Origin of the sequence: Oceanotoga sp., assembly GCF_030445905.1 — a bacterium.
Taxonomy (GTDB): domain Bacteria; phylum Thermotogota; class Thermotogae; order Petrotogales; family Petrotogaceae; genus Oceanotoga; species Oceanotoga teriensis.
The window spans coordinates 22,629-31,773 of record NZ_JASUSU010000034.1 but is presented as its reverse complement, the minus strand read 5'-3'; the positions used below and the strand labels follow the sequence as shown (position 1 = coordinate 31,773).

The following is a 9,145-nucleotide window of genomic DNA, read 5'->3' as shown; positions in this document are numbered from 1 at the left end:
AACCATCTTAAGATGGTTTATAATGTTTTTTTTAAAATTAGTGAAAAAATGAATAAAAGTATAATATAAAGATATTTTTTTTGATATAGAATAATAAACTTAATTAAATAGATTTGATATTTAAATTTTCAATTGTTATCATTAAATTGAAGCAAAAAAATATCGGAGGTGTAAGCTAAAAATGAAAAGACCACTTGTAGTAGATACGACTTTAAGAGATGGACAACAATCATTAATAGCTACAAGAATGAAAACTGAAGAATTTGAATCACAATTATCAGAATTTGATAAAGTTGGTTATTATGCAATGGAAGTTTGGGGAGGAGCAACATATGATTCATGTATAAGATTTTTAGATGAAGATCCCTGGGAAAGACTTGATATAATAAGAAAAAACTTAAAAAATACAAAAATTCAAATGTTGCTCAGAGGACAAAATCTTGTTGGATATAGACATTATTCAGATGATGTTGTTGAATTATTTGTAAACAAGATGGCTGATCATGGTATGGATATAGTTAGAGTGTTTGATGCCTTAAATGATATAAGAAATTTAAAAAAATCTATAGAAATTGCTAAAAAAAGAGGTATGGAAGTTCAAGGGACTATGTCATATACACAAAGCCCTGTTCATAATTTAGATTTTTATATAAACTTTACAAAAGAATTGGTTGATAATGGTGTAGATTCTATTTGTATTAAAGATATGGCAGGTCTTTTAATTCCAGAAGAAGCATATAAAATAGTCAGTGAATTAAAATCTAAGTTTGATGTACCTATTGAACTACATTCTCATAATACTACTGGATTGGCAGCGATGAGTTATTATGCCGCTATAAAAGCAGGTGTTGATAGATTAGATTTAGCCTTGAGTCCTTTTGCAATGGGAACATCTCAACCAGCAGTTGAAACATTTAATGCTGCTTTTGATCTCGGGTTAAATCAAGATATAATAATGAAATTATCTGAACATTTCTGGAATGTAAGAAAAAATCATGAAGATAAAGATATGAAGATGACATCGATAAATGCCAAAATATTAAAAGCACAAATCCCTGGAGGAATGTTATCTAATTTAGTTTCTCAACTAAAGCAGCAAAAAGCAATAGATAGATTGGATGAAGTTCTCGAAGAAGTACCAAAAGTTAGAAAAGATCTTGGATATCCTCCATTAGTAACTCCTACAAGCCAAATTGTTGGGGTTCAGTCAACTATAAATGTTTTAACGGGCGAAAGGTATAAAATGATTACTAATGAAGTTAGAAACTATTTAAAGGGTATGTATGGAAAATCTCCAGCACCGGTAGATGAAGAACTCATGAAAAAAGCTTTAAAAGATGAAAAACCTATAACTTATAGACCGGCAGATGATTTAAAACCAGAAGTTGAAAAATCAAGAAAAGAATCAGGTATTCTTGTTAAAAATGATGAAGATCTTATAACTTATATACTATTTGGAGAAACTGGAATAAAATATTTAAAAGATAGGTATAAAAAAGAAATAAAAGTAGATTTTGATATAGTTGATGAATATTCAAAAGAAGAAACGAATATTTATCCAGTATAAAACAATCCCCCATATCTTTATGATATGGGGGATTATTTATTTAAATATAATTTTAATGTTAATATTTCTTAATTTAAAAAAATAAGAGTTAAAAAGAGTTTTAATGTTTTAAATAAAAATAATTGCCTGTAATCATAAATAAACAAGTGTGAAAATAAAAAAAACTATGATATAATTTTCATAGACAAAACGTTTCCATTTTTAAATTTAATGCATAAGGAGGTTTTTTTTGATGAAAAAATTTTTAATGATAACCTTAATCATGGTTTTTTCAGTTTTAATGGTATTTGCTGATTCTATATTAGTTTGGTCATCAGAGAAACAGGTTGATTTCATGAAATCGATAGGTGAAAAATTTACAAGAGATACTGGAATTTCGGTAGAAGTTCAACAAGTTAATTTTGGTGATATAAAATCTAAATTTTTAACAGCAGCTCCAGCTGGAGAAGGACCAGATATTATAGTTGGTGCACATGATTGGGTTGGAGAACTTTCTGAAAACGGTTTAATTGAACCATTTCCAATGTCTGCAATCGAATTAGATAAATTTGCTCAATCAGGAATAAACGCATTCATGGTTGAAGGAAAATTATATGGGGTCCCTTATGCAATTGAAGCTCCAGCAATTATGTATAATAAAGACTATTTAGAAGAAGCACCAAAGTCAATAGATGAATTGATGGAAATAGCTAAAGAATTTACAACTGATGAAACTGTAGGATTTATATATGAAGGTCATAATTACTACTTCTCTCATACATTTGTTGCAGGTAAAGGTGGATATATTTTCAAATGGGATGCAAAAAGTGGTTATGATGTAAATGATATAGGTTTAAACAATTCAGGTGCCGTTGCAGGTGCTAATATAATAAAAGAACTCTATAGTGGAATAATACCAAAAGGTGCGAGTTATGATACAATGGATTCTATGTTTAAAGAAGGATTAGCGGCTATGGTATTAAATGGACCATGGGCAGTTAAAGGTTATGTAGATGCCGGTATAGATGTAGGTGTTCTACCTTTAACAGAATTAGCTTTAGGCGATGGTCAAATGGGTAAACCGTTTGTTGGTGTTCAAGGATTAATGGTTAATTCAAGATCTAATAATAAAGCATTTGCTTTAGAATTTGTTATAAATTATCTTGCTACAGCAGAAGGAATATATGATTTCTATCTTGCAGACCCAAGACTACCTTCAAGAGATGATGTTAATGAAATAATTGCTCAAAGAGGTGGACCAATTCCAGCAGATATAGTAGCTCAATTTACAAAGAGTGCTGCAGGAGGAGAACCGATGCCTAATATACCTCAAATGGCTCCAGTATGGGCTGCTATGGAAGAAGCTTTGAAGAATATAATAAATGATAATCAAACAACTCAAGATGCTTTAAATGATGCGGTTAATAAAATAAAATCTACAATTTCAAAATAAAATTTTAATTTTAATTTTTAGGGGAAAGGGGAAGGGAAATAGTTCCTTTCCCCTATTTATATACCAATAGGAGGGCAAATTATGAGTAAATTGAGTAGAATCCTCATATGGTTGGCAGCTTCAGTTTTAAATGGATTAATGGTATGGATAATATTTACTCTTTTTTTTATAGGAAATTCAGGTTTAGCAATAGTATTGGCAGCATTTTTATTTGTTGCAGATTGGGCTATATTTTCTAGTAAGGGATATCCTTATAGATATACTTTATTTGCTTTGTTTTTTCTTTTTATATTAACCATATATCCTATGTATTATACTGTAAAGACATCTTTTACCAATTATGGAACTGGGCATCTTTTTTCAAGAGAAAAAGCTATAGATATATTACTTACAGATCCAAGTTATAATTATGAGCCAAAAGACTCTGAATTTATGGATTTTAGTATATATATAAAATATGATGAAGAATTTAAACCTACAGAAGATTTTTTGATACTTTTAAATAATGAAAAAGGCAAATATCTTGCTGAAAAACCAAAAGTATTGGAATATGATTCAACAGGATCATTACTGTATTCAGAAACCTCTATGTATGAAATTAATAATGATTTTGTAAATACTGAGGAAAACGCTTACAAAATTATAAGAGCTGATTCTGAAGATGATTCATTCATTCCTGCAATAGAAAAAAATAATAATGTCAGATATACTTATTTTTATTCACCATATGATGATTCTGTAAGTTCAAATTCTGCATATTATAATTCTGTTCTAAGGCAGAATTATATGAAAGCATTAGTAATTTCATTAAATTCTAAAGATTTTATGTTATCTAATAAATTTATATATAAAAAATTTGGAGAGGCTTATAAAATATATGAAACAAGAGTAAAAACTATAATAAGAGGAGATAGAAAAGAATATAGTACTTATATATATAATAAATTAGCCGAAAGAGAAGTAATGGAGAAAGATGGTTTCTTTCTTGATTATAATGAGAATGGTCAATTACAACGTTTAATAGGATATCAACAAAATATAGGAACAAAGAATTATACAAAAATTATAAATGATAGTAGGATATCTAAACCATTTTTTCAAATATTTGGATGGACTTTCACTTATGCTGCTTTAAGTGTGATATTGAGTTTTATAATAGGATTATTTTTTGCAGTATTTTTGAATGATTCAGGATTAAAGGGAAGATTAATTTATAGAACTCTGTTGATAATTCCATGGGCTATTCCAGCTTTCATATCTGTTTTAGTTTGGAAAAATGGTTTTTTTAATCAAACATATGGAATTTTAAATAGATTTGTTTTAAGTAGTTTTGGAGCAGAAAGTCTTGCATGGTTAGATAATCCATTCTGGGCTAAAGTTTCAGTAATAATAGTAAATACATGGTTAGGATTTCCTTATATGATGACAGTTACTTTGGGGTCTTTACAAAGTATACCATCAGAATTGTATGAAGCGGCTTCGATAGATGGGGCATCAAGATGGAAACAGTTTAAAAAAATAACTTTACCATTATTAATGGTATCTGTTGCGCCATTATTGGTAATGTCTTTTGCTTTCAATTTCAATAATTTCACTAATATATATCTTTTAACCAGTGGAGGACCTGCAATACCTGGAACATCTACTCCAGCTGGAGCTACTGATATATTGATTTCATTTACTTATAAGTTAGCATTTGAAGGATCAAGAGGACAAGATTTCGGATTTGCAGCTGCAATTTCTGTATTAATATTTGCAATAATTGCTATATTGAGCTATTTTAACTTTAAATTTTCAGGTTCTTTTGAAGAGGTGAGTAGATAATGGCTAAAATAGAAAGAAAAAATTATTTGATAAGACATATTGTATTGATATTACTCACTTTTATCATATTATTTCCTTTAATATGGGTTATTTCTACTTCTATAAGAAGGGATAATGCAGCTTTTTCTCCTAAACTTTTTTCTGATAGAGTTACAGCAAATAACTATAAAGAACTTCTTTTTCCCAAAAAAAATGTACCAGAAATTGTTAAAAGTTTAAATCAAGTTTCGGGATATATAGGAGATTATTCTGAATATTCTGTGGAAGAAGCCCAAAAAGAAAGTGAAGAATTATTGAATGAACTAAGGATATATTTCAATGATACAAAAAATGAAATGGAAGAAAATTTAAATATATATCAAGATATTTTTAAACTATATGATGAAAAATATAAATCAAAAATAATTTCGGATTCAAATGAATTAAAAAATAAAGACTTTGATATATTTAAAAAGGAATTAGAAAGTTTAAATAAAGAACTCAATTTAAATTATGATAAATATGAAAAAAATTTAAGTGTTTTTTTAAATGAAAGACAAAATATAACTTTAGAATTATTAAAGATAAAAAATGAAAGTAATATTGATTATATAAATGAAACTATTGATACTATTTATAAAATTCCACTTAAAACAACATTATGGAAAATAAGAACTTATAAAAAATGGGTAAAAGAAGATGAAACTATCGATACTTTTGCAGATAAAATATTCAATTTAGAAGATATGTGGAAATCATTAGAAATTGATGAAGAAAACTTAAATAACAGCATAGAACAGAGTATAGAGAATAATTATTCTGATTTAGTTATACAAAAAGAAAAAATTGAAAATAATATAAACAACATTGAAACTAAAATACAAGATTTGGAATCTAAAATAAGTATTATGGATAACAATGCCAAAGAATATTTAACTAAATTAATAGCAATATCAGATCAATATATACCAGAAAGTAAAAAAATTATGGCTTCTTATAATTTAATAAAAGATTTAGACTTTACAAAAATAGAAGGAAAAGAACCTCTTTTTGGAGAAGATATAAAATTTTATGAATCAGTAAAAGCTTTTTCAAATAATATGAATAAAACTTATAATAATGTGAAAAGTATAGATAGATTTAAATTAAATGGGTTTAATGAAACTCTTAAAAATTTTGAAGAAGTTTATAATTTTTTGAATGAAAATTTTACCAAAATTTATGCTTTAAAGGATGATAAAAGTGTTTTATCATCTTATCAAGCTTTAAAAAGTATTACTATTAAATTATCAGTATCAATAGATGAAATAGTAGAAATATCTGAAAAATATAATGAATATTATACAAATTTATTGAATTATCAAGATGAAATTCAAAATTTAAATAAAGATAGAGATAATTTTGTAGAAAATCTAAAAGTTTTAAATGAAGAAAATCAAGATAAATTAGAAATTATAAATAAAAGTAAAAATCTTTCGAAATTAATATTTTATAAAAATTATGCAGAACAACAAATAAAAAATATAGAAGAAACAAAATTATATTCTGATTTTATAGGAACTAATTATTATTCATTTTATAAACCAGAATATAATAGATATGCTATTTTAGAATGGGATACAAAGTTTAAAGAATCTTATAATAAATATATAATGGGAAAAGATGCTTTGAATAAAATAATAGAAAATATGGAAGATGAGATATCAGTTTATGATGCCAATCTTGAAAGTTTTCTAAACTTAAATTATGGCGGTAATATTTCATCTATAAAATATCTTGAAAATATAAATATGATGTATGAAAGAGATTATAGCGCAGTAAAAGCTGATATTTCAAGAGCATCAAGAATTGTAAATGATTTAGCAGATAATACAGAATATTCAGAATTAAAGACAAAAATGAAAAAAATAGATAAAAATTTATATTATTTACAACAAAATTGGGAGAAGAAAATAAGAAAACCTTTTTTAAAATGGTTGTTTAATTCTTTTATTGTTGCTGGATTATCATCTATTTTTACCGTTTTAGTAACTTCTTTGGCAGCATATCCATTTTCAAGAATGAGATTCTTTGGAAGAAAGAGTGGACTTTATTTTTTAATGATAATACAGATGTTCCCAACTGTAATGTTTATGATTGCTATATATGGAATTTTGAATTTTATGGGAGATTATATACCTTTAATTGGTTTAGATAGTCTTGGCGGTTTAATATTTGCATATATGGGAAACGTTGCTTATAATATGTGGCTTTTTAAGGGTTATTATGATACTATACCAGATTCACTTGAAGAATCAGCTATGATAGATGGAGCTACACGTTTTCAAACATTTTGGAAAATAGTGTTACCTTTATCATTACCCATAATAGCTGTAATAACGATAATGACTTTTATGAATACATTCAATGAATTTGTTATTGCAAAAATAGTTCTTCAAAGTGAAGCGAATTACACATATGCTGTTGGATTACAAACATTTTCTCAAGGACCATTTGAAACTCAATGGGGATTATTCACTGCAGCAGCTTTAATTGGAGCACTTCCTATGGTAATAATTTTCCTTACTATGCAGAAATGGATAGTTGGAGGATTAACTCAAGGTTCTGTCAAAGGTTAATTTTAATGATAAAAAATGTTCAGCCTATATTGAAGGCTGAACATTTTTTTAATAATCAAAAGAACTTCTCCCTATAAACTCTCTAATTACAGAGGTTCTTGGAATTTCTTCTAATTCAGTTATAGGCATAAAATAATCTAAAAATCTCAATAATCTTTTAGCTTCTGGATACTCTTCATTATCTGCACATATATTCAACAAAAGGGGTTCTGCAAATAATTTTAATACAGATAATTCATAAACTAAATGTGAATTAAACATTATATCGGCTTCTTCTTGATAAGGAAAAATATTTCTTTCCTCTCCTCTTCTAACTGATGCCCACATCTTTAAAGTATCTAAAGCATTATGACCTCTAGAATTAAAATCTCTTACAATACGTCTTATAATTCTTGTATCAGTTGTAGGAATTCTATTAACACTATCGAGATTCATCTGAGTTAATGCACTCACATAAACTTTGAATTTTTGATCTCTTGGAATATCAGAAGTTAAAGTTTCATTTAGTCCATGTATTCCTTCTATTATTATTGGTTGATCTTTTTCAATTTTTAATTTCTTTCCAATCCATTCTCTTTTACCGTTTATAAAATTAAACTTTGGAATTTCAACTTCTTTTCCTTCTATTAAGTCTTTCATTGTTTTATTTAATAAATCTAAATCGAGTGAAAAAATTGATTCAAAATCATAATTTCCATTTTCATCACGAGGAGTTAGAGATCTATCAACAAAATAATCATCTAAAGATATTTGAACGGGCCTTAAACCGTTTACTTTTAATTGAATGGCTATTCTTTTAGCAGAAGTAGTTTTTCCTGATGACGATGGCCCAGCGATCAATAATAGTTTAGAATTTTTTCTTTTTATAAATTCATCAGCGATCTGAGAATATTTTTTTTCATGCAAAGCTTCAGAAATTCTTATTAATTCACAGACATTATGTTTTCCACCCACTATAAGTTCATTTAAATCGCCAACAGTTCTTATATCCATTATTTTGAGCCATTCATTATATTCATTAAAAGTTGCCGATAACTTGGCAAAATGTTTATATTCAGGGATTTTATCTGGCGAAGATTCATTTGGTGAAATCATAACAAAACCATTTTCAATTTTTTTAATTTCAAATTTTTCTAATTCTCCTGTAGAGTAAGGCATATATCCATAAAAATAATTAAAGTATCCATTAGCCTTATAAAAGTTTACAGTAGATTTTTTTCTATATTTGAATAAATTAGCTTTATCTTCTTGATTATCTTGCTTAAATAAATTTATTACATATTGTTTATCTTTTGTAAGTTTTTCAAAGACAAGATTTTTTTTAACCAATTCTTTCATTCTTTCCACTATTTTATCTAAATACTCTTGACTTGGTATACCCGAATCGAATTCACAGTAAAGACCAGGTCCTATAGAATTATTGACATAAAATTTATCATTTGGATTTATATCTTTTAAAGCCATATAAATTAAAAATAATATACCTCTTCTATATATTCTTACACCATCTGGATCGCTTAAATCTAAGAATTTTATATTTCCTGAATGTTCAACTTTTTTAAATAATTCTTTGATATTATTATTTATTTTTACACCGTAAACTTTTTTATTATAGTGTTTTTCAAACTCTTGTTTTAATTCATAAAATGAAGTTCCCTTTTCTACTTCATATATATCTCCATTGTTAACATCTGTTAGGGAAATTTTCATAAAAAACATCCTCCT

The 9,145-nt window shown here is 26.8% G+C and carries 5 protein-coding genes; 4 read left to right on the top strand and 1 reads right to left on the bottom strand.

Annotated features, from left to right (window positions below):
• Positions 1–181: 181 nt before the first annotated feature.
• The 4 genes from PWP28_RS10020 (at position 182) to PWP28_RS10005 (ending at position 7,420) form a co-directional block, all read left to right on the top strand.
• Entirely contained in the window at positions 182–1,567 is a 1,386-nt protein-coding gene (locus tag PWP28_RS10020) for a pyruvate carboxylase subunit B (RefSeq protein WP_109605029.1), read from the top strand.
• Positions 1,568–1,799: 232 nt separating this feature from the next.
• The gene (locus tag PWP28_RS10015) at positions 1,800–2,999 is read left to right on the top strand and encodes a maltose ABC transporter substrate-binding protein (RefSeq protein WP_109605030.1); all 1,200 of its coding nucleotides are present in this window, start codon (positions 1,800–1,802) and stop codon (positions 2,997–2,999) included.
• Positions 3,000–3,080: 81 nt separating this feature from the next.
• Entirely contained in the window at positions 3,081–4,823 is a 1,743-nt protein-coding gene (locus tag PWP28_RS10010) for an ABC transporter permease subunit (RefSeq protein WP_305082033.1), read from the top strand.
• On the top strand, positions 4,823–7,420 hold the full coding sequence (locus PWP28_RS10005; RefSeq protein WP_308644679.1) for an ABC transporter permease subunit: 2,598 nt from the start codon (positions 4,823–4,825) through the stop codon (positions 7,418–7,420). The genes PWP28_RS10010 and PWP28_RS10005 overlap by 1 nt, the downstream gene beginning before the upstream one ends.
• A gap of 48 nt (positions 7,421–7,468) precedes the next feature.
• On the opposite strand, the gene PWP28_RS10000 is transcribed toward PWP28_RS10005, so the two are convergent.
• Positions 7,469–9,130, bottom strand: a complete 1,662-nt coding sequence (locus PWP28_RS10000; protein ID WP_109605033.1) for a nucleoside kinase — start codon at positions 9,128–9,130, stop codon at positions 7,469–7,471.
• Positions 9,131–9,145 lie beyond the last annotated feature (15 nt).

Bases quoted from the DNA above. Each gene is read 5' to 3' on its own strand.
- PWP28_RS10020 (WP_109605029.1), top strand. From the start codon at position 182: ATGAAAAGACCACTTGTAGTAGATACGACTTTAAGAGATGGACAACAA.
- PWP28_RS10015 (WP_109605030.1), top strand. From the start codon at position 1,800: ATGAAAAAATTTTTAATGATAACCTTAATCATGGTTTTTTCAGTTTTA.
- PWP28_RS10010 (WP_305082033.1), top strand. From the start codon at position 3,081: ATGAGTAAATTGAGTAGAATCCTCATATGGTTGGCAGCTTCAGTTTTA.
- PWP28_RS10005 (WP_308644679.1), top strand. From the start codon at position 4,823: ATGGCTAAAATAGAAAGAAAAAATTATTTGATAAGACATATTGTATTG.
- PWP28_RS10000 (WP_109605033.1), bottom strand. From the start codon at position 9,130: ATGAAAATTTCCCTAACAGATGTTAACAATGGAGATATATATGAAGTA.